This window comes from Agathobaculum desmolans ATCC 43058 (assembly GCF_000701665.1).
GTDB lineage: Bacteria > Bacillota > Clostridia > Oscillospirales > Butyricicoccaceae > Agathobaculum > Agathobaculum desmolans.
Genome location: NZ_JNJN01000012.1, coordinates 36,532 through 55,672 on the forward strand (window position 1 = coordinate 36,532; position 19,141 = coordinate 55,672).

Annotated in this window: 19 protein-coding genes and 1 riboswitch; of the genes, 12 read left to right on the forward strand and 7 right to left on the reverse strand. The window is 58.9% G+C overall.

The genetic code is table 11. From position 1 onward, the window contains the following. Positions 1 to 6 precede the first annotated feature (6 nt). The 3 genes from T363_RS0105165 to T363_RS0105175 form a co-directional block, all read right to left on the reverse strand. Positions 7 to 1,380: a penicillin-binding transpeptidase domain-containing protein gene (locus tag T363_RS0105165; RefSeq protein ID WP_031473894.1), complete on the reverse strand. Its 1,374-nt coding sequence runs from the start codon at positions 1,378 to 1,380 to the stop codon at positions 7 to 9. Then, positions 1,381 to 3,132, reverse strand: a complete 1,752-nt coding sequence (locus tag T363_RS0105170; RefSeq protein ID WP_031473896.1) for an FtsW/RodA/SpoVE family cell cycle protein — start codon at positions 3,130 to 3,132, stop codon at positions 1,381 to 1,383. A gap of 383 nt (positions 3,133 to 3,515) precedes the next feature. Further along, on the reverse strand, positions 3,516 to 3,734 hold the full coding sequence (locus T363_RS0105175; RefSeq protein WP_031473898.1) for a putative signal transducing protein: 219 nt from the start codon (positions 3,732 to 3,734) through the stop codon (positions 3,516 to 3,518). Positions 3,735 to 3,999: 265 nt separating this feature from the next. Continuing rightward, positions 4,000 to 4,105, forward strand: a riboswitch (glycine riboswitch). Positions 4,106 to 4,231: 126 nt separating this feature from the next. Between T363_RS0105175 and T363_RS0105180 the strand changes: the two genes are divergently transcribed. Together T363_RS0105180 and T363_RS0105185 are read left to right on the forward strand one after the other, a co-directional pair. Continuing rightward, positions 4,232 to 5,599 (forward strand): alanine/glycine:cation symporter family protein, encoded by a 1,368-nt coding sequence (locus T363_RS0105180; RefSeq protein ID WP_031473900.1) that lies wholly within the window; start codon positions 4,232 to 4,234, stop codon positions 5,597 to 5,599. A gap of 182 nt (positions 5,600 to 5,781) precedes the next feature. Beyond that, positions 5,782 to 6,153 (forward strand): DsrE family protein, encoded by a 372-nt coding sequence (locus tag T363_RS0105185; protein ID WP_031473902.1) that lies wholly within the window; start codon positions 5,782 to 5,784, stop codon positions 6,151 to 6,153. Between the two features lie 111 nt (positions 6,154 to 6,264). On the opposite strand, the gene T363_RS0105190 is transcribed toward T363_RS0105185, so the two are convergent. Beyond that, positions 6,265 to 6,852 (reverse strand): ECF transporter S component, encoded by a 588-nt coding sequence (locus tag T363_RS0105190; protein ID WP_051643107.1) that lies wholly within the window; start codon positions 6,850 to 6,852, stop codon positions 6,265 to 6,267. A gap of 152 nt (positions 6,853 to 7,004) precedes the next feature. Between T363_RS0105190 and spoVAC the strand changes: the two genes are divergently transcribed. Genes spoVAC through spoVAE form a run of 3 tightly spaced genes read left to right on the forward strand, consistent with a single transcriptional unit; the run spans position 7,005 to position 8,844 of the window. Beyond that, positions 7,005 to 7,457 carry a stage V sporulation protein AC gene (spoVAC, locus tag T363_RS0105195; protein WP_031473906.1) on the forward strand — a complete coding sequence of 151 codons (453 nt, stop codon included), beginning with the start codon at positions 7,005 to 7,007 and terminating at the stop codon, positions 7,455 to 7,457. Then, positions 7,454 to 8,482: a stage V sporulation protein AD gene (locus tag T363_RS0105200; protein ID WP_031473908.1), complete on the forward strand. Its 1,029-nt coding sequence runs from the start codon at positions 7,454 to 7,456 to the stop codon at positions 8,480 to 8,482. Before spoVAC ends, T363_RS0105200 begins: the two co-directional genes overlap by 4 nt. A gap of 5 nt (positions 8,483 to 8,487) precedes the next feature. Further along, a complete protein-coding gene (spoVAE, locus tag T363_RS0105205) occupies positions 8,488 to 8,844 on the forward strand; it encodes a stage V sporulation protein AE (RefSeq protein WP_031473910.1) in 357 nt (118 codons plus the stop codon). A gap of 278 nt (positions 8,845 to 9,122) precedes the next feature. On the opposite strand, the gene T363_RS0105210 is transcribed toward spoVAE, so the two are convergent. Then, on the reverse strand, positions 9,123 to 10,046 hold the full coding sequence (locus T363_RS0105210; protein WP_031473912.1) for a calcium/sodium antiporter: 924 nt from the start codon (positions 10,044 to 10,046) through the stop codon (positions 9,123 to 9,125). 284 nt (positions 10,047 to 10,330) lie between these two features. Between T363_RS0105210 and prfB the strand changes: the two genes are divergently transcribed. Genes prfB through T363_RS16700 form a run of 3 tightly spaced genes read left to right on the forward strand, consistent with a single transcriptional unit; the run spans position 10,331 to position 12,324 of the window. Further along, a complete protein-coding gene (gene prfB / locus T363_RS0105215; RefSeq protein ID WP_031473914.1) occupies positions 10,331 to 11,470 on the forward strand; it encodes a peptide chain release factor 2 in 1,140 nt (379 codons plus the stop codon). Between the two features lie 31 nt (positions 11,471 to 11,501). Beyond that, a complete protein-coding gene (locus T363_RS0105220) occupies positions 11,502 to 12,167 on the forward strand; it encodes a Crp/Fnr family transcriptional regulator (RefSeq protein WP_031473916.1) in 666 nt (221 codons plus the stop codon). A 25-nt stretch (positions 12,168 to 12,192) separates the two neighbouring features. After that, the gene (locus T363_RS16700) at positions 12,193 to 12,324 is read left to right on the forward strand and encodes a hypothetical protein (protein ID WP_278246990.1); all 132 of its coding nucleotides are present in this window, start codon (positions 12,193 to 12,195) and stop codon (positions 12,322 to 12,324) included. 108 nt (positions 12,325 to 12,432) lie between these two features. Here T363_RS16700 and rny read toward each other — a convergent pair whose 3' ends face one another. Then, the gene (gene rny / locus T363_RS0105225; protein ID WP_031473918.1) at positions 12,433 to 13,977 is read right to left on the reverse strand and encodes a ribonuclease Y; all 1,545 of its coding nucleotides are present in this window, start codon (positions 13,975 to 13,977) and stop codon (positions 12,433 to 12,435) included. A gap of 284 nt (positions 13,978 to 14,261) precedes the next feature. Between rny and pgeF the strand changes: the two genes are divergently transcribed. From pgeF to T363_RS0105245, 4 genes are all read left to right on the forward strand, one after another. Then, positions 14,262 to 15,065, forward strand: a complete 804-nt coding sequence (gene pgeF / locus T363_RS0105230) for a peptidoglycan editing factor PgeF (protein WP_051643108.1) — start codon at positions 14,262 to 14,264, stop codon at positions 15,063 to 15,065. Positions 15,066 to 15,084: 19 nt separating this feature from the next. Further along, the gene (locus T363_RS0105235) at positions 15,085 to 16,710 is read left to right on the forward strand and encodes an ABC transporter substrate-binding protein (RefSeq protein WP_031473922.1); all 1,626 of its coding nucleotides are present in this window, start codon (positions 15,085 to 15,087) and stop codon (positions 16,708 to 16,710) included. 65 nt (positions 16,711 to 16,775) lie between these two features. Continuing rightward, the gene (gene mnmA, locus T363_RS0105240; protein WP_031473924.1) at positions 16,776 to 17,804 is read left to right on the forward strand and encodes a tRNA 2-thiouridine(34) synthase MnmA; all 1,029 of its coding nucleotides are present in this window, start codon (positions 16,776 to 16,778) and stop codon (positions 17,802 to 17,804) included. 13 nt (positions 17,805 to 17,817) lie between these two features. Then, entirely contained in the window at positions 17,818 to 18,723 is a 906-nt protein-coding gene (locus T363_RS0105245; RefSeq protein ID WP_034971742.1) for a DMT family transporter, read from the forward strand. 163 nt (positions 18,724 to 18,886) lie between these two features. Here the strand turns inward: T363_RS0105245 and T363_RS0105250 are convergent. Then, on the reverse strand, positions 18,887 to 19,141 hold a 255-nt coding region (locus T363_RS0105250), incomplete at its 5' end, for an IS3 family transposase (RefSeq protein ID WP_031473927.1).

The window sequence follows — 19,141 nt, forward strand, 5'->3', positions numbered from 1 at the left end:
TTGAATTTAATACGCTTTTTCCACTGCCGCGGTCAATACGCGCGAGGCGACTGAGCCCGCAACCGACGAGCCGCCGCCGCCGTTTTCTACCAATACGATAAAAGCGTACGGTGTGGCACTGTCCCGCAGAAAGCCGGTGAACCATGCGTTCGGGGTCTTGTCCGGTCCGACCTCGGCTGTGCCCGATTTGGCGCAGATGTCCATGCCGGGGAAGCGGTCCTGTCCGTAGGTTTCAATAACGTTGTTGTGCATCATGTCCGCAATGGTGCGGGCGGTCGTGCCGTCGATCAGCTCGCCCGATTTGCGCGGCGCATAGATGCCGGTCGGCAGTCCGTAGGCGGTGGTGGATTTTTCAATGAGACGCGGCATGGCAGCCTTGCCGCCGTTTGCAATCGCGCCCATATACAGCATCATGTTGATCGGGCACATGGTGTCCTGTCCCTGACCGACGCCCGACCAGGCAAGCTGGTTGTCGTTGCCGGTAAAATCAAACCGTCCCTGCGAGGTGTTGATGCCGTCCACCTTGATGGATTCGGTCAGCCCAGCGGCATCGGTGTATTTCTGCATGGTGTCCCCGCCCAGCTCGACCGCGAGCCGGCCAAACACACCGTTGCACGAAACTGCAAGCGCGTCCTCAATATCCAGTTCGCCGTGGGCGTAAGGGCAGGTCACAACGTCGCCGCCGATTTCCGTCGAGCCGGTGCAGCTCCATGTGCGCGAAAACAGATCGGGGATATTCTCGATCGCGGCGTTAAGTGTCACGACCTTAAAAATCGAGCCGGGGATGGAGTTGGCGGACAGCAGGCGGTTGACATACACGCCTTCCCACGAGGGATCGTCCGGATCAATGGACGGGGGATCGGCGGGGTCAAATGTCGGCGTGGAGACCATGCAGAGGACTTCACCTGTTTTGTAATTGTATACGCCCACCGTGCCGCGCATTCCGCCGAGCGCCTGATAGGCGACGTTGTTGAGATAAGCGTCGATGGTCAGGTAAAGCTGGTTGCCCGTGCCCAGCGGGGAATACACGCCGGTCAGCAGGTTGTAGCCCGCAAGCTTGTCGGCAAAGGCGGTCAGCGCACCTGCGCCGATGTTGCCCGCCGGGTCGCCGACCGCGTGCAGGGTCGCCCGGCGGATATCGCCGTCCGGATAATAGGTGCGGTTGCCGTTTTCATCGAGCGAGGAGAGCACGTCTCCGTCACGGTCGAGGATGGTGCCGCCCTTGAGTGCACCGCTGTTCGAATACAGGTGACGGTTGTAGGGATAGGAGGCCCAGTCGCCGCCGTCCACCACAAAGCGGAAGCAGAACACCGCAAGACCAAGGCCGAGCAGCGCGGCCAGGATCAGGCAGAACACGCCGCGTTTTTCGATTTTCCGCATTTATTCCACCTCCCCGCGCAGCTCACGCCTCGAAGGCAGCCGGACAGCAAACGAAGCGTTCTGCCGCGTATCCGTCGCCTTGAGGAAGGCCAGCATGCCCCATGCCGACAGCATGGACGAGCCGCCGTTGGATACGAACGGCAGGGTCACGCCGGTAAACGGCAGGATATCGACCGCGCCGAACACATTCAGGCAGGTCTGAAACACCAGAAGGCTGGTTGCGGCGCAGGCCGCAATGGTGTAAAAGCTCGACCGTCCCGCGCGGCACGCCCGCACGGCAAATACCGCCAGCGTGATGATGCACAGAATGGTGAGCACCGCGATGATCAGGCCCCATTCCTCGCACAGCATGCCGAATACGATATCGGTATCCGCTGCCGGCAGACCGGAAAGCCAGCCCTTGCCCGCGCCCACACCGATCATGCCGCCCGAAGCAGCGGCAGTCAGCGTGTGGGTCTGCTGGAAGCCGGTGTCGTATACATCCTCCCATACATGACCCCACGAGGCAAAGCGCGCGGCAACGTGCGGCTTGATCGTCAGCATGACCATGCCGCCGCCGAAGCAGCCCGCGCAGATCAGGCCAAGGGTGGCAAAATCGCCCGAGCGCAGATAGGCAATGACGAGGAAGGTGACGAAAAACACCAGTGCGGTGCCAAAGTCGTTTTGTAATGCCAAACAGCCGCCGCAGATGCCGGTCAGGCCGATAAACATCCACAGGTTGCGCTTGTTGAACAGGCGGTCGAGCGTGGCCGCGCCCGCGAAGATATAGCAGATCTTGGCGATCTCCGAGGTTTGCAGCGACAGCGGGCCGAGCCGCAGCCATGCCTTGGCGCCGCCTTCCGACGAGCCGATCAGCAGCGTGATGGCAAGCAGGCCGACTGCCGCCGCCCCCATGAACCAGCGCACCTTCTGCGCGCGCGTCAGATCGCGCAGGAAAAAGCCGAGGATGAGGAAGAGCACCAGTCCCATCAGGATGGCAACAAGCTGCTTGGGCATTTCCTGCGGTACGGTCGAGCCGGTTACGGCAAGCGACAGCGTACACAGGAAAAATGCGATGGTCTCCATCTCAAAACCGATGCGGCGGAACGAGCGCATCACAATAAAGTAGCCCCAGCAGACCATGGTCAGCACCAGAAAGGTCAGCGGGATGGTGACAGTGGCTTCCGGCCCTGCCGCCACGATGAGCTGCAGCGCGGTCAGCACCTGAAACAGCGTCAGCAGAACAAGCGAACCCCACATACCTGCGGGACGGCCTTCCATGCGGCGTTCCGCCATCTGGCGGCGCTTTTCCTCGGCCGAGATAGGAACCAGCATGGTCGGGATGCCGCCGAAGGCGACGGTGTCGCCGTCCTCTACCACGGCATATTCGTCCACAGGCAGGTCGTTTACGGTTACACCGCCCTTGGAGCCGAGATCGTATACCGTCCACGAGCCGTCATCCTCGCGGATGAGCGCTGCATGCTGGCGGGATACCGAGGGATATTCAAGCTGCACATCGCAGGACGGCGCGCGGCCGATGATATTTTCCCAGTGGGTCAGCGGCAGACGCACGCCGTTTGCCATGCCCAGATAGCCCCAGACTTCGTCCGGGTGTTTGACCTTCCACAATGAGCGGATCGCGCCGACCAGAATCATCAGTGCCAGCACGGGGAAAATGAACCGCACAACCGTGGTGTACCATGCGCCCACCAGCGGGTTTTCCGCAAGGAATGCGGTTACCGTATCCAGCAGGCGCTGTAAAGCGTCGGTCATTTGTTTTCCTCCCTTCCGGAGAACCGAATCGAAATGTACGGTTACAGACACAACCTGTCTATAACCTTTATATTATAGCATATTTGTCAAGCCATAAAGCAGAAAAAAGCTGCCTGCGGTATCCCACAGGCAGCACAGTCTGTCGAAAAAGCCTTCGCGCGAGCCGCGCGCATCCAATAGAAAATGGCAGCAAGCTGCCATTTTCATAAAAACCCGCGACACGTGCGTGGGTTTTTATACAAGGGGACGGAAAATTGTGCCCAAAGGGCGCGATTCGCAGTCACAAATTCGAGCGAAAGCGTGGTTTCGATCGAGAGACTGTTCGAAAAACGAAGTTTTTCGACAGTCTCAGTTGCCTGCGGTATCCCGCAGGCAGCATGGCCTTACAGCAGGGCGGCGGCGCGCTCGTAATCCTCATTGCGGACATACAGATCGTAAGCCGTATTGTATTCAGGCAGCTGGCCGACTGCGCCTGTCTGCATATTGGAGTGGTGCATTTTAACGTCAAAGGCAATGCCGCTCGCTTTGAGCACCTGTTTGCGCCGGTCGATCTCCTCAGCGGAAAAACTGGAAAATACACAGCGGTGGGTAAATGCATACATGGCGTTCTCCTCCTTTTATCACAATGTGTGTGGGATTTGCTCTGCTTTGTCTGCATCATAACACAATTTTTCCATTTTTTCAACGGAAACAGGCGGAAATACACCTGATCTTTCCCGCGCAGGGCTTGACAGAATGCAAAACCGATGGTACACTAAATTCCTAAAATCATATCAGCGACAAACGAAGTTTGCAGGAAAAAGCCGCAAGGCTTGCCGAAGGAGCAAAACTCTCAGGCGTCCGGTATACCGGATGAGGACTGTAAATGGATGTGGCTCTGGAGAACGTCCCATACAGGGGGCTGCCGAAGGTGCAAAGCGCAGGTCAGGGGAATCCGCGCTAATCTCTCAGGCGAAAGGACAGAGTAAGGCTGCCGGAACGCAAAGGCGCGATGCTGCGCCGTATTTTGTCGTTCGGCCGTTCTTTGTGAGCCAGAACCATGCGGTTCTGGTTTTTTGTTTGCCGCAAAACACAAAAAAGGGGTATGAAACAAATGTCAATGGATCAACTGGCCGCTGTGGTAGATAAAATCAGCGGCATCGTGTGGAACAGCATCCTGCTGTATTTGCTGGTCGGCACGGGCATCATCTTCACCATCCGCACACGGTTTGTGCAGGTGCGCAAGTTCGGCGAGGGCTGGCGCCGTCTGTTTGGTGGTTTTTCGCTCAAGGGCGATAAGGCCGGTAAGGAGGGCATGAGCTCCTTTCAGGCGCTGACCACCGCGATCGCTGCGCAGGTCGGCACGGGCAACATCACCGGCTGCGCAACCGCGCTGTACTCCGGCGGCCCGGGCGCGATTTTCTGGATGTGGCTGTCCGCGTTTTTCGGCATGTCCACCATCTACGGCGAGGCTGTGCTCGCGCAGAAGTATAAAACCGTGGGCGAGGACGGACATGTTACCGGCGGCCCGATCTACTACATCAAGGCACGTTTTCAGGGCAAATTCGGCAAATTCCTGGCCGGGTTCTTCTCTCTGGCAATTATTTTCGCGCTGGGCTTCACCGGCAACATGGTGCAGGCCAACTCGATCAGCTCGGCCTTCAAAACGGCATTCCATATCGATCCCCGTATTGTCGGCGTGATCTGTGCGGTCATCGCGGCGTTTATCTTCCTCGGCGGCGTGCGCCGCATTGCGTCCTTTACGGAAAAGATCGTTCCGGTCATGGCCATTTTCTACATGGTTGGCTGCGTGATCATCCTGTTCATCAACCATGATATGCTGCTCCCGGCGATTAAGTCGATCTTTGTAGCGGCGTTCGATCCCCGCGCGATCCTCGGCGGTGCGGTGGGTATCACCGTGCGTGAGGCGATGCGTTTCGGCGTAGCGCGCGGCCTGTTCTCCAATGAAGCCGGCATGGGCTCCACCCCGCACGCGCATGCGCTTGCCAAGGTGGAAAAGCCGCAGGATCAGGGCGTCATCGCCATGATCGGTGTGTTTGTGGATACTTTCATCGTGCTGACGCTGACCGCGCTGGTTATCCTGACCTCGGGCCAGCTGCAGGCGGGCGTGCCCGGCGCATTGCAGGGCACCGATCTGGCGCAGGCGGCGTTCAACTCCGCGTTCGGCGGCTTCGGTAACATCTTTGTTGCGGTCTGCATGCTGTTCTTCGCGTTCTCTACCATCATCGGCTGGTATTTCTTCGGTGAAACCAACGTCAAGGCGCTGTTCGGCAAAAAGGCGGTCAAAATTTACGCGGCAATCGTTGTGCTGTGCATCATTGCCGGTTCCGCACTCAAGGTACAGCTGGTGTGGAACCTGTCCGACCTGTTTAACGCGCTGATGGTATTCCCCAACCTGATCGCACTGCTGGCGCTTTCCGGCATTGTAGCCAAGGCTGCGCGCGGCGAGGACATTTTGAAAAAGTAAAGGCAGTTTCATCTGCTGCAAAAACACCGTCCGCAAGCGGCTGCTCGCGGACGGTGTTTTTCAATATCCTTCTTCCGGTGACTTGGTCACGGAAAATACCGCTGCGGTGCGGTATAGTAAAGCTATCAAAACCAAACGGCGCCGGCCGCAAGGCCATATCACCGGAAAAGGAGACAGTTAAGATGAAGCAGACCGATTTTGTTGTGACCCTTTTTGAGGGCAAGGATAACCCGAATAACCTGACCGTTGCAGTCGTCATGGCGCTCAACGCGCTCAAGCAGGGCCATTCATCCACCATTATCCTGATGGTCGAAGCGGTGGCACTGGGACAGCCCGGGGCGGCTAACGGCGTGGATATTGGCGCTCCCTTCCCGGAGGTTGGCGGCCAGCTGGAGGAATTTTTGAAGCTGGGCGGCCAGGTCTGCATCTGTAACGCCTGTATGCAGCATAACGGCTTTTCCGCCGAGCAGATGGATCCGCGCTATGTGCTCATCAATGCGCCTGATGTGGTCAGCCTGCTGATGGGTGCGAAGGGCTCACTGCAAATCACCTGATGAAAACCGATTCGGGAAGCGCCCGTGCTTTCCGGCAGAATAAGACAATGCCCGCGGCTCATGGGAAGCAGAGCCGCGGGCATTGTCTTGAAAAAAAGGGGGATGCCGGAATTAGATAGTATCTTTTTCAAATCGGCGGGCAAATGAGGTTGATCGCATGGCCTTTTGCAGCGCAGGCAGCAGAGCTAATGCAACTACAACGGCAATAATTGTGTTAGGAGGAGAGGTCATTAGCTTAGGCAGGTTGGCAATGAAAGCGGGCGCCAGTGCGCTGCCGCCGATCATCAGCTCAGCAATACCCTTGACCATGTAAAATACCGAGGAAAAGACCGCCGCTGCAATGCAGGCAATCAGGTTGCGGGAAAATTTTTTTGCCATTGCTGCACCGGCGTAGGCGATCATGCCGCACAGCCATGCCATCAGGAAAAACCGGATAAAGGTGATCCATGCTTCGGGCGCGTATTCAGGGGTCATCAGGTCGAACAGCATCGAGCCGAAGCCGGCGGCCAGACCGCCGCGCACCGGGCCGAGCAGCAAACCGCACAGCAGCACAAAGGCGTTGGCGAGCTTGATCATAGTCGTACCCGTTGGGGTAGGGATGCGGATGGATAAAAACATCGTAACAACGAATACAACGGCAGCCATCAGGCCGACCGCAACAATATCATACAGCGTAATCTTGTTCTTTTTGGCTTGCATAAGGCACACTTCCTTGTTTTGGTCTATTGACAGCATACCGCAGATATGACTATATGAAAATAACCAATTTATGATTATTTTATAAGGTCAGATGGATAAATCCGCGTTTGCTGCGCAAAATAGGCGAAACAGCCGAAGGAAGGAGATCACATATGAAGCTGGATCAACGCAAATACCAGCAGCTGCTGGCGCGCAAATGTCCGCGCTCGCCGCTGTGGAAGGATTGCCTGAAGGCATTTTTGTTCGGCGGGGCAATTTGCACCGTAGGGGAGGGAGTCAGCAACTTTTGGCAGTTCCGCGGGCTGGATACCGCAGATGCCGCTGCCGCTACTGCAATTACCATGGTATTTTTCGGTGCGCTGCTCACCTGTCTGCACTGGTATGAAAAACTGGCCAAGCACGCAGGTGCGGGCACGATCGTGCCGATCACCGGCTTTGCCAACGCGATCGTGTCGCCTGCGATGGAGTTCAAAAGCGAGGGGCTGGTGCTTGGGCTGGGCGCGAAGCTGTTCGTCATTGCGGGGCCGGTGCTGGTATACGGCATTGCGGCCAGTGTGGTGTACGGGCTGATCCTGTATGCAATGGGAGGGGGCGGCGCGGCATGATCGAACGCATCGGACAGCGTACCCTGCGCTTTGCCGGCCAGCCGGTGCTGTTGTCGCACGCGGCGGCGGTGGGAAAAAAGGAAGGAGAAGGCCCGCTGGGCAGCCGCTTTGATTTTGTTGCGGAAAACGACCGTATGGGACAGAAATCCTGGGAACTGGCGGAAAGCGAGCTGCAAAAAACGGCGATCCGGCGTGCGCTCGACAAGGGCGGTGTGCGCGGGGAGGAGCTGGATGCCGTGCTGGCGGGCGATCTGCTCAATCAGTGCATCGGCTCGTTTCTCGCTTCGATGCACAGCAATGTGCCGTATTTGGGACAGTACGGCGCCTGCTCAACCATGGCACAGGGATTGGCGTTGGGCGCCTGTTTGGTAGAAGGCGGCGCGGCGCGCCGCGCACTGGCTGCCGCGTCCTCTCATTTCTGCTCGGCCGAGCGGCAGTACCGTTTTCCGCTGGCCTACGGCGGACAGCGCACACCGACCGCCCAGTGGACGGCGACTGCCGCAGGGGCGGCGGTGCTGACCGCGCCCTCCTATGCACCCGCAGGGGAGGGGCTGCGTATCACCCATGCCCTGTTTGGCAAAATGGTCGAATTGGGCGTAACCGATGCGAACAATATGGGCGCGGCGATGGCGCCTGCGGCTTATGATACGCTGTGTGCACTGCTGAACGACCTGCACGCCGCGCCGTGTGATTTTGACTGCATTGTGACCGGGGATCTTGGCCGTGTCGGTGCGGATCTGCTGCTGACACTGCTGCGGGAGGATGGGATCGACCTGTCGCCGGTGTATTCGGACTGCGGCAGCCTATTGTTCAGCGACGGGCAGGATACGCACGCAGGCGGTTCGGGCTGCGGCTGCTCGGCGGCGGTGCTGTGCGGCCCGCTGCTGCGCGATATGCGGGAAGGAAAGCTCCGCCGGTTGGTATTTGCGGGCACGGGCGCGATGATGAGCCCGACCTCGGTGCAGCAGGGACAGCCCATTGCGGGTATCTGCCATGCAGTGGTGATCGAAAGGAGCGGCGCATGAACGGGATGGAGTATTTTAATGCGTTTTGGGTGGGCGGTGCGATCTGCGCGGCCTGTCAGGTATTGATTGACAAAACCAAGCTGACGCCGGCGCGTATTCTGGTCAGTTTGGTTGTGCTGGGCGTATTTTTGCAGGGGATCGGTGTGTATCAGCCGGTGGTGGATTATGCGGGCGCCGGTGCGACCGTGCCGCTGCTGGGCTTTGGATACTCGCTGGCCAAGGGGGTGGCGAAGGCGGTCGCAGAGAGCGGTCTGCTCGGCGTATTCACCGGCGGCGTGACCGGCGCTGCGGGCGGGATCGCTGCGGCGATCGTGTTCGGTTGTCTGTTTGCCTTGCTTGCCAAGCCGCGTTCCAAAAGCTGATCCGACCGAGAGACTGTCAAAAATCTTTGTTTTCCGACAATTTTTGTTTGGACTGCGCATGTCACAAACGAGAAAATATAAAAGCTGAGGTACACGTCCCCAGCTTTTATGCATTTGCGCTGCAAATACTGTTTGATGTGCGCCGCCGCGCGTATGGCTGATGCCCATTGACAAAATACTTTTCCGATAAGCTGACCGCCGCCGCAGGTGTTTCCCTGCGGCGGCGGTTTGGGCTTGTGAAAAAGTATGTTGGACGGCAATGCGTTATGATATGTGGTTTACCGCATAATCAGGTAGACCGTGTATACCACATACGCCAGTGCCATCACCGCGCCGGGCGCGCGGCCGAGCTTGCCCTTGCGGGCGGGGATGTAGCACAGGACGCTTGCAGCGATCAGCACCAGTGTGTCGATCACTGCGGTCGGCTGCACATGGATGGGCGAGATCGCAGCGGATACGCCCAGAATGAGCAGGATGTTGAACAGGTTGGAGCCGATCACGTTGCCCATGGCGATTTCATTCTGTCCCTTGCGGGCAGCCACCAGCGAGGTGACCAGCTCGGGCAGACTGGTGCCGATGGCGACGATGGTCAGGCCGATCAGCGTTTCGGACAGGCCGAACATCCGCGCGATCCCGGTGGCGCCGTTTACCGAAAGCTGGCCGCCCAGAATGATGCAGGCAAGGCCGAGCACGATGTTGACGGCGATCATGAGCGGACGCATGGGGGCTTCAGCCGGTTCCTCGGCGGCGGAGCGTTCTTTGAGCGCCGCGCGGATCTGGGCTGTGAGCACGACCGCGAACAGCGCCAGCAGCAGCACGCCTTCCAGACGGGAAATACCACCGTCGAGCGATACCATCACGCACAGGATAACGGCGGCCAGAATGGACAGGGGCCAGTCGCGGCGCAGCAGCACGCGGTCGAGCACGAGCGGGCACAGCACGGCGGACAGGCCGGCCACCACCAGCAGGTTGAAGATATTCGAACCGACCACATTACCGACGGCGATTTCGTTTGCACCCTGAAGAGCCGCCGTTAAGCTGACTGCCAGCTCGGGCGCGGATGTACCGAAGGCGACGACCGTCAGGCCGACGAGCAGCGCGGATACGCCCAAGCGCAGCGCCAGCGCGGAGGCGCCGGCTACAAATTTATCCGCACCCCAAACGAGCAGGACAAAGCCGAGCACCAGCATGACAAATGACATAGCAAACACCTCTACAATAAAATAACATAGCCGCACACAAAAAAAGAGACCTTTATTGCGGCTGAAGCAATAAAAGTCTCGCTGCTTACGGTAGGCACGGGCCGGTACTTCCCGGCCGGATTGACGACGCCAACCACGCATTCCTGCGTGAGCTACTCCCTTTTGTATCACACAGTATATCGGATTTTTGTGCTCCCGTCAAGAGAAAGCAAGAAAAAACTTTACATTTTGCCCACCAAACGGTATACTATAAGATACTGAAAAATTCGTGAAGGAGCATTTCCATGCTGCAATTCGAGGAATACAAGGTCAAACTGAACAACCTGAAGCCCGAGCTGGAGAAGCTGTACCAGTCGCTCGGACTCGAGCGCGCGGGGCGCGAGGTCGAGGAGCTTGAGCTCAAGTCCTCCCAGCCCGGATTCTGGGACAATCCGGAAGAAAGCCAGAAGATCGTGTCGCGGATGGGCGCACTCAAGGGCAAGATCGAATCCTATGAAAAAATGCACAGCCTGTGCGAAGATCTGCTCACCATCTGCGAAATGGCGATCGAAGAGAACGACGAATCCATGCTCGAAGAGCTGGAGGCCGGTTATCAGGAACTGGAGGAAGGTGTGGCCGAGCAGAAGCTTTCCACCCTGCTGACCGGCGAGTACGATAAAAACAACGCGCTGGTTTCCTTCCACGCGGGCGCGGGCGGTACCGAAGCGCAGGACTGGTGTGAGATGCTGTACCGCATGTATACCCGGTGGGCCGAGCGCCACGGCTTTACCTATAAGATCATGGACTATCAGGACGGCGAAGAGGCCGGCCTCAAGTCCGCCGATATCATCATCGAGGGCGAAAACGCCTACGGCTTCCTCAAGGGTGAGTCGGGCGTGCACCGTTTGGTGCGCATTTCGCCGTTTGATTCCTCCGGCCGCCGTCACACCTCGTTTTCCGCGGTCGAGGTCATCCCGGATATCCCGGATGATTCCGGTGATTTCGAGATCAAGCCGGATGATTACGAGATGCAGGTGTTCCGCTCTTCGGGTGCGGGCGGCCAGCACATCAATAAAACCTCGTCCGCGGTGCGCCTGATCCATAAGGCGACCGGCATCGTGGTTTCCTGCCAGACCGAACGCAGCCAGTTCCAGAACAAGGATAACTGTCTGCGCATGCTGCGTTCCAAGCTGGTCGAGATCAAGGAGCGCGAGCATCTGGATAAAATTTCGGATATCAAGGGCGATCAGAAAAAGATCGAGTGGGGCAGCCAGATCCGCTCTTATGTTTTTATGCCCTATACCTTGGCGAAGGATACGCGCACAGGCTTTGAAAACGCCAATATCGGTGCGGTGATGGACGGCGAGATCGACGGCTTCATCAACGCCTACCTGTCCGCCTTGGCCACCGGCGTGTGGGAAGGCAGCAAGGGCGGCAATAACTGAGCATACAGCCGGCAAACGGGGAGGCGCTGACGTGGAGATACAGGAATATCTGCCCTTTTGGGGCAAGCTGACCGATGCCCAGCGTGCGCTGGTGCGCGATACCGCGCGGCCGATGCAGTTTGCACGCGGCGCGGTGCTGCATGAAGGCGGCACCTGCACCGGTCTGGTGATCGTAACGCAGGGGCGGCTGCGCGCCTACACCCTGTCCGGCGAGGGGCGGGAGCTGACGCTGTACCGCCTGCTCGAGTGGGATATCTGCCTGTTTTCAGCATCCTGCGCCCTGCGCGGGCTGGATGTGGACATCACGCTTTCGGCAGAGACCGATACCGAGATCCTGCTGCTGCCCTCTGAGGTATTTAAGGAATTGCAGGATCAGTCCGCCGCTGTGGCAGGCTTTGCAAACGAGATGATGGCAACGCGGTTTTCCGATGTGATGTGGCTGATGGATCAGCTGCTCAACCGCAAGCTGGACAGCCGTCTGGCGGCCTTTTTGCTGGAGGAAAGTAACCTTGAGGGCGCGGAAACGCTGTCCATCACGCATGAGCGCATTGCCGCGCATATGGGCAGTGCCCGCGAGGTGGTTACGCGCATGCTCAAGTATTTTCAAAATGAAGGGCTGGTGCAGCTCGGCCGCGGCAGCGTGACGCTGCTGGACGCCGGCCGTCTGCGCACCGTTGCGGGGGACAGCCTGCGGTAAGCGCAGCAATCACGCGGCAAAGACAATGGAAAACGAAAAGCAGGCATGTTGTCATGCCTGCTTTAGCTTTGCGAAAAGTATTTTGCCGATGGATGCCAGCAATACGCGCAGCAGCGCGTATCCAATAGAAAATGGCAGCAAGCTGCCATTTTCATAAAAACCCGCGACCGGTGCGTGGGTTTTTATACAAGGGGACGGAGAATTGTGCACAAAGGGCGCGGTTCGCAGTCTCAAAAGGACAGAGCGAAAGCTCTGTCCTTTTTGATTACTTGGCGTAGTCGATGGCGCGGGTCTCGCGCACCATGTTGACCTTGATCTGGCCGGGATAGTCCAGCTCTTCCTCGATCTTCTTGGCGATATCGCGGGCAAGCAGCACCATGGCATCATCCGAAATCTTTTCGGGATTGACGATGATGCGGATCTCGCGGCCGGCCTGAATTGCAAACGAACCGGAAACGCCGGGGGTTTCGTTGGCAATGCTTTCAAGCTTTTCCAGACGCTTGATGTAGTTTTCCAGATTTTCGCGGCGTGCACCCGGACGTGCTGCCGAAATCGCATCCGCTGCCTGTACCAGACAGGCGATCGTTGTTTTGGCTTCCACGTCGCCGTGGTGCGCTTCGATCGCGTGGATGATCGGCTGTGCTTCCTTGTAGCGGCGTGCCAGATCGACGCCGATCTGTACGTGGCTGCCCTCGACCTCGTGGTCGATCGCCTTGCCGATATCATGCAGCAAGCCGGCGCGGCGGGCGGGAACCGGATCCAGACCCAGCTCGCTGGCCATCATGCCGGCAATGTGCGCCACTTCGATGGAGTGCTGCAATACATTCTGTCCGTAGCTGGTACGGTAACGCAGGCGGCCGAGCACCTTGATCAGTTCGGGATGGATGCCGTGGATACCGGTTTCGAACGTTGCACGCTCGCCTTCGGACTTGATAATCTGCTCGACCTCGCGGCGGGCTTTTTCCACCATTTCCTCGATGCGTGCGGGATGGATGCGGCCGTCCACGATCAGCTTTTCCAGTGCCAGACGCGCGATTTCGCGGCGCACCGGATCGAACGACGAAAGCGTGATCGCTTCAGGCGTATCGTCAATGATCAGATCGACGCCGGTCAGCGTTTCCAGCGTGCGGATGTTGCGGCCCTCGCGGCCGATGATGCGGCCCTTCATCTCATCGTTGGGCAGCGGCACAACCGAAACAGTCGCTTCGGATACATGGTCCGCCGCACAGCGCTGGATCGCGGTCGAGATGATCTCGCGCGCGCTCTGCTCGCATTCGTCCTTGAGACGCTGGTTGATCTCGCGCACCTTAACGGCGGCGTCGTGTGTCGCTTCGGATTCGATCGACTGCACCAGCATTTCACGCGCTTCGTCGCGGGTCATGCTGGCGATCTGCTCCAGCTTTTCGAGCTGTTCGGCCTTAATGCGCTCGAGCTCGTTCTTTTCCTTGTGTACGGTTTCAAGCTGACGGGTCAGCTCTTCGTTCTTGCGGTCAAGGGTATCGCTCTTTTTGTCGAGCGCTTCTTCGCGCTGGATCAGGCGGTGTTCGAGCTGCTGGGTTTCGTTGCGGCGCTCCTTCAGCTCGCGGTCGGCCTCGCTGCGCTGGCGATGGATCTCGTCCTTCGCTTCGAGGATGGATTCGCGCTTTTTGGTTTCTCCGGCCTTGATGGCTTCGTTGATGATGCGTGTCGCTTCTGTTTCAGCGGAACCGATCTCTTTTTCCGCAACGCTTTTGCGGTACTGGAAACCGATGACGACGCCCACAACGAGACACACAATACCGGTGATAATCGGTATGATGATGTCGAGCATTGTTTTGGTGTGTCCTCCCTGTTTGTGAATTTTTCATATTTGGTGGCGCCCACCAGCGGACGCCGGTGATAATGCCCTTGAAAAAAGCCATGCGCCGGCAGGCGCAGGCTATATTACAGCAGGTATTATACTATATTTAATTGTAAAGCCTGCCCGTCAAACTGTCAAGAAAAACACAGCTTTACCCATGGGTATTTTGGCGTTTTTTTAGAACCGTCCGCCCGCGCCCTTGTCGAGCACAGGGCGATTTGTTATAATGAATCCGATACAGCAGGAGGTTGAAAATGATGCACAGCTCTATGTGCCGCGTTCAGCGCGGCTCGTTTGTTTATTATACCTGCCGCCGTCTGCCGGTGCGCCATGCGTTTACAACCAAGTCCGGCGGGGTGAGCACCGGCGCGTGCGAAAGCCTGAATCTGGGTTTTAACCGTGGTGATACCGAACAGAATGTGCGCGAAAACTACCGCCGCTTGGCGGAGGAACTGAACGTGGACGGTGCGCGCTTCACCCTGACACGGCAGATCCATGAGGCGGAAGTTTCGGTCGTGCGCGAAAGCGAGGCCGGTATGGGACTGACCCGCCCGATGGCGTGGCAGTCGGATGCGATCGTCACCGCGCTGCCGGATACGCCGCTCATCGGCTTTTACGCGGACTGTGTGGTAACGCTGCTCTACGATCCTGCGACCCATGCGGCAGGCGTGTGCCACGCGGGCTGGCGCGGCATGGCCGCGGGTATCCTGCCCAAAACCGCCCATGTGATGGCGGAAAAGCTGGGTGCACACCGGGACAGCCTGATCGCGGTGCTCGGCCCGTCCATCCGGCAGGAGTGCTTTGAAACCGATGCGGATGTGCCGCAGGCCATGGAGCGCCAGCTCGGTGCGCAGGTGCAGCCGTTCATCGCGGAAAAAGGTGCGAAGTTCCATGTGGATTTACAGGGCATCGGCGCAAAGCTGCTGCGGGATGCCGGCCTTTCGCCGGAAAATGTGATCGACAGCGGTATCTGCACGATGTGCCACGCGGATACGTTCTGGTCGCACCGCGCCACGCACGGCGTGCGCGGCGTGCAGGGCGCAGTGATCTGCCTGTAACGGAAAAGGAGGGCGCTTTTTGAAACAATGGAAAAAACGCGCAGCCGCGGCGCTGACCGCGGCGTTCTGCCTGCTTGCAGGCTGCGGTATGCTCGGCGGAGCGGGCGAAGAGGCGCGTGTGGATAACGTAAAGGTATCGGATGCGTATTTCGGCATGGCGTGGTATCAAAGCGGCGTGCTCGATCCCGTATTGGACAGCACCGGCATCAACCGTCTGCTGAGCGAGGCGATGTATGAGGGGTTGTTCGAGGTCACCTCGAATTTTACGGCGGAAAACGTGCTGTGCGCGGATTATACCGGCGACGGTACGACCTTTACCTTCACCCTGCGGGAGGATGCGGTGTTCTGGTCGGGCGAGCCGCTGACGGCGGCCGATGTGGTGGACAGCCTGCAAACCGCTCAGTTCAACGAAAAATCGCCGTATCACAACCGGTTGGTTGAGGTTTCCACGATCGAGGCGGTGAGCGACCGTGAGGTACGCATCCGCTTATCCTCGCCCAATATCAATTTTCCGCGGCTGCTGGATATCCCGATCCGCCGTGCTTCCGGCAGATCAGATGCCGGTTTTTCTGCCGGCACCGGCCCCTTCCGTCCGACCGAGGAGGACCGAAACTGGTATCTGGTGCCCAATGAGAACTGGCACGGCGGCTTCCTTGGCTCGATCCGTCGGATCACTCTGGTTCCGCTGACTCACGCGGACGCGGCGCTGTCCAGCTTCCAGACCGGGGATGTTTCGCTGCTGCGCGCTGCCCGGATCGCCACAAATCCGCCCAATATCGGCGGTTCGGTGCATACTGTGCAGACCGAGGGCGCGGTCCTGCATTATCTGGGGATCAATTATGAAAACAGTGGGCTGGCGCAGACACATGTGCGGCAGGCGCTTTCCGCCGCGCTGGCGCGGCAGAGCCTGTGTGATACCCAGCTGCAAACCTTTGCCACACCGGCGGTGCTGCCGGTCAATCCGCAGCCGGACAATACCGGAATAAACCTCAGCATGGCGGCGGATACCAATTTGGCACAGTCCCTGCTGCGCGGCGGGGAACCGGCGGCGGACGGTCAGACAGCGGAGGACGATACCGATGATCCGGACAGCGGCAGCGACCCGGAGGGAGATACCGGCGATCCGGATGAGGACACCGGCGGTGAGGACGGCAGCGGGACCGAAGACGGGGACGGCAGCGGTGAAACCCTGTCCTTTACGCTGCTTGTCAATGCAGACAATGCGTTCAAGGTCGCAGCAGCCGAGCAGATCGTGTCCTCATGGAACGCGCTCAAGGGCGTGTCGGTCACAGTGGACCGGCAGCCGTACGAAACCTTTGTCTCCCGGCTGCAGTCGGGTTCGTTTGATATGTATTACGGTGAGACCCAGCTCACCGCAGATTTTGACCTGCGTCCGCTTATCAGCTCGGGCGGCAGCCTGAATTACGGCGGCTACGCAAATGAACAGATGAGCACGGCGGTTGCAGCGGCGCGCAGCGGTGAAAATGTGGCGGCGCTGTATGAGCGCTTCGCAGAGGAGCTGCCGTTTATCCCGCTGGCGTTTGAGCGGGGGCAGATCATCATCCGCAAGGGGCTGATCGATCACTATACCCCGGCGCCGTACAACGCCTTTGCGGGGCTGGAGCACTGGACGAGTACGGACTGACCGCTGCCGGATCTGCCGTGCGGCGGTCATCCAACAGAAGAATATGCGATCAGGAGAGGACTGTTATGGCAGAAAAGGTGGTTTTGGGCTTATCCGGCGGGGTGGACTCGGCGGTGGCGGCGGCGCAGCTGCGCCGGCAGGGATATGAGGTACACGGCCTGTTCCTCGAAGTTGGGCTGGGCGGCGAGCAGGCAGCGCAGCGCGCGGCAGAGGAACTGGAGATCCCCCTGCATCTGGCGCACCGGCGCGCGGATTTTGAGCGCGAGGTGTGTGCGTATTTTGCGGAAACCTTTCGGCAGGCGGGCACACCGAACCCGTGTGTGGTATGCAACCCGCTGATCAAATTCCGCGCGCTGACCGATTATGCGGACGAGATCGGCGCGGCGTACATCGCCACCGGCCACTATGCCCGTACCGGACGGGACGCGGACGGCCGTGCACTGCTGCTGCGTGCCCACGCGGAAAAGGATCAGAGCTATATGCTGCACCGCCTGCCGCGCGAAACCGTGGCGCGGTGCCTGTTTCCGCTGGGCGGGCGCACCGGTAAGGATGAGGTGCGCGCGGATGCCCGCAGCCTGGGACTGACCGCGGCGGACAAGCCGGACAGCATGGATATCTGCTTTATTCCGGATGGGGACGTATCCGGCTGGCTGGAGCGGCACGGCGCGGCCTGCCCGCCGGGCAATTTTGTGGATGAAACCGGCCGTGTGCTCGGGCGGCATAAAGGGCTGCACTGCTATACGGTCGGCCAGCGCAAGGGGCTGGGCGTGGCGGCCGAGGGGCGGCTGTTCGTCCATGCGCTGCGGCCGGAGACCAACGAGGTCGTGCTGTCGCTTTCCGATGTGTACCGCAGTGAGATCACCGTGCGCGCGATGCACTATATCGCGCCCGAATACGCGGCAAACGGCCCGTTTTGCTGCGAAGTGCGCGTGCGCTATTCCAAGCGCAGCGACCGGGCAACGGTGTATCCCACGGAAAACGGCGCACGCATTGTGTTTGAGAGTGCGGTGCGCGCCCCGGCAAAGGGGCAAAGTGCGGTGCTGTATGACGGGGATATCGTCATCGGCGGCGGTTTTATTGAATCCGAGCAGTAAGGGGGAGAAAAGCATGGAGGACATGCAGAAAAACAGGCTGCAGGGGCATCTGTGCAGCCTGTTTACCATATCGGTATGGGGGCTGACCTTTGTATCGACCAAGGTGCTGCTGCGCACCTTTACGCCGCTGGAGATCATGATCGCGCGCTTCGGGCTGGGTTTTCTCGTGCTGCTGCTCGTCGGGCACGGCTGGCTGAAGGCCCAAAAGCCCATACATGAAGTTTTGTTCGCACTGGCGGGACTGACCGGCGTGACGCTGTATTTTCTGATGGAGAATATCGCGCTGACCTATATCTCGGCGTCGCTCGTCGGCGTGATCGTTACGGCGGCGCCGCTGTTTACCGCGCTGTGCGCGGCGGCGGTGCTGCGGGAAAAACTCAGCCGCCGGTTTTTTGGCGGATTTGTGTGCGCCATGGCGGGTGTGGCACTGGTTTCGCTCGCCGGGGTGACCGAGCTGCATTTCAGTCCGGTGGGTGCGCTGCTCGGCGTGGGCGCGGCGCTGGTATGGGGCATGTATTCCGTGCTGGTGCGGCGGCTTGGGGAGATGGGCTACCGCACGATCCCGCTGACCTGCCGCATTTTCGCCTACGGGCTGCTGTTTTTGCTGGTGCCGGCGTGTATCGAGGGTTTTCCCGCAGACCTTGCGCCGTGGGCAGAGCCGCTGCATCTGGGCAATTTGCTGTTCCTCGGTCTGGGCGCGTCCGCGACCTGCTTTGTCACCTGGAACCGCGCGGTGTCGCTGCTCGGTCCGGTGGGCACCAGCGTGTATATCTATGCACAGCCGATCGTGACCATCCTGTGCTCGGCTGTTATCCTGCATGAGACGATGACACCGGTCATGTGGCTGGGCACGGCGCTTGCACTGGGCGGGCTGATTTTGTCCGAGCATCGGGATAAAACGCCGCCGCAGGCTTCCTGAAAATGAAAAAGCGTTTTACCGGCGGGCATTCGCAATACGCGCGGCAGCGCACATGAAAAAAGTCAGGACATGTGATCCGCCCCTGTCAAGGTAGACCGGAGAAATAAATAAAATATAGTGCGGTTATGCTCGCCGTTTCCTTTTTCGGGAACGGTGAGCTTGTTTATGCAGCGAACTTTTCTTTGTATTTTTGAATACGCTTATTTTCAGGAATGGGATACAGTGCAGGAGTATCGGAGTTTAATGCCTCCGTGCGGACTTCCATCGGAGTGCGGGTTTCAAAGCGCTCCTGAAAACGCTCGTAGTTGTAGAAATGGATGTATTTCTCAATGGCCGAGCGAAGGGATTTCTCGTCCTTGAACGTTTGCAGATAGTACATTTCGGATTTAATGATTCCCCAGAATCCCTCGGTTGGACC

Bases quoted from the DNA above. Each gene is read 5' to 3' on its own strand.
- T363_RS0105165 (WP_031473894.1), bottom strand. From the start codon at position 1,380: ATGCGGAAAATCGAAAAACGCGGCGTGTTCTGCCTGATCCTGGCCGCG.
- T363_RS0105170 (WP_031473896.1), bottom strand. From the start codon at position 3,132: ATGACCGACGCTTTACAGCGCCTGCTGGATACGGTAACCGCATTCCTT.
- T363_RS0105175 (WP_031473898.1), bottom strand. From the start codon at position 3,734: ATGTATGCATTTACCCACCGCTGTGTATTTTCCAGTTTTTCCGCTGAG.
- T363_RS0105180 (WP_031473900.1), top strand. From the start codon at position 4,232: ATGGATCAACTGGCCGCTGTGGTAGATAAAATCAGCGGCATCGTGTGG.
- T363_RS0105185 (WP_031473902.1), top strand. From the start codon at position 5,782: ATGAAGCAGACCGATTTTGTTGTGACCCTTTTTGAGGGCAAGGATAAC.
- T363_RS0105190 (WP_051643107.1), bottom strand. From the start codon at position 6,852: ATGCAAGCCAAAAAGAACAAGATTACGCTGTATGATATTGTTGCGGTC.
- spoVAC (WP_031473906.1), top strand. From the start codon at position 7,005: ATGAAGCTGGATCAACGCAAATACCAGCAGCTGCTGGCGCGCAAATGT.
- T363_RS0105200 (WP_031473908.1), top strand. From the start codon at position 7,454: ATGATCGAACGCATCGGACAGCGTACCCTGCGCTTTGCCGGCCAGCCG.
- spoVAE (WP_031473910.1), top strand. From the start codon at position 8,488: ATGGAGTATTTTAATGCGTTTTGGGTGGGCGGTGCGATCTGCGCGGCC.
- T363_RS0105210 (WP_031473912.1), bottom strand. From the start codon at position 10,046: ATGTCATTTGTCATGCTGGTGCTCGGCTTTGTCCTGCTCGTTTGGGGT.
- prfB (WP_031473914.1), top strand. From the start codon at position 10,331: ATGCTGCAATTCGAGGAATACAAGGTCAAACTGAACAACCTGAAGCCC.
- T363_RS16700 (WP_278246990.1), top strand. From the start codon at position 12,193: ATGGAAAACGAAAAGCAGGCATGTTGTCATGCCTGCTTTAGCTTTGCG.
- rny (WP_031473918.1), bottom strand. From the start codon at position 13,977: ATGCTCGACATCATCATACCGATTATCACCGGTATTGTGTGTCTCGTT.
- pgeF (WP_051643108.1), top strand. From the start codon at position 14,262: ATGATGCACAGCTCTATGTGCCGCGTTCAGCGCGGCTCGTTTGTTTAT.
- mnmA (WP_031473924.1), top strand. From the start codon at position 16,776: ATGGCAGAAAAGGTGGTTTTGGGCTTATCCGGCGGGGTGGACTCGGCG.
- T363_RS0105245 (WP_034971742.1), top strand. From the start codon at position 17,818: ATGGAGGACATGCAGAAAAACAGGCTGCAGGGGCATCTGTGCAGCCTG.